Annotated in this window: 1 protein-coding gene; it reads left to right on the top strand. The window is 66.7% G+C overall.

What is annotated here, in order from left to right; genetic code table 11:
• A partial coding sequence (locus AABA86_RS34020; RefSeq protein WP_338309853.1) for a hypothetical protein occupies positions 1 to 330 on the top strand: 330 nt, incomplete at both ends.

Below are 330 nucleotides of genomic sequence, written 5' to 3'. Positions count from 1 at the left end.
GATGACCGGCGGCCAGCCCGCCGAAGGCGCCTTCAATGTCGCGCAGATCGCGCATCAGGTCTGGGCCGAGGGCGTCAAGCGTCTTGCAATCGTCTCGGACGATCCGAGCAAGTACCCGCAAGCAAACTACTTCCCGCAAGGCGCGACTATCCACCATCGCCGCGAGCTCGATGCCGTCCAGCGCGAGCTGCGCGACATCAAGGGCCTCACCGTCGTGATCTACGACCAGACCTGCGCCGCGGAAAAGCGCCGCCGCCGCAAGCGCGGGCTCTATCCCGATCCGGCCAAGCGCGCCTTCATCAACGAGCTGGTCTGCGAGGGCTGCGGCGA

The organism is Bradyrhizobium sp. TM233, from assembly GCF_036247965.1.
GTDB classification, from domain to species: domain Bacteria; phylum Pseudomonadota; class Alphaproteobacteria; order Rhizobiales; family Xanthobacteraceae; genus Bradyrhizobium; species Bradyrhizobium ottawaense.
Note: the sequence above shows the minus strand (reverse complement) of the source record. Positions and strands in the feature narration are given on the sequence as shown.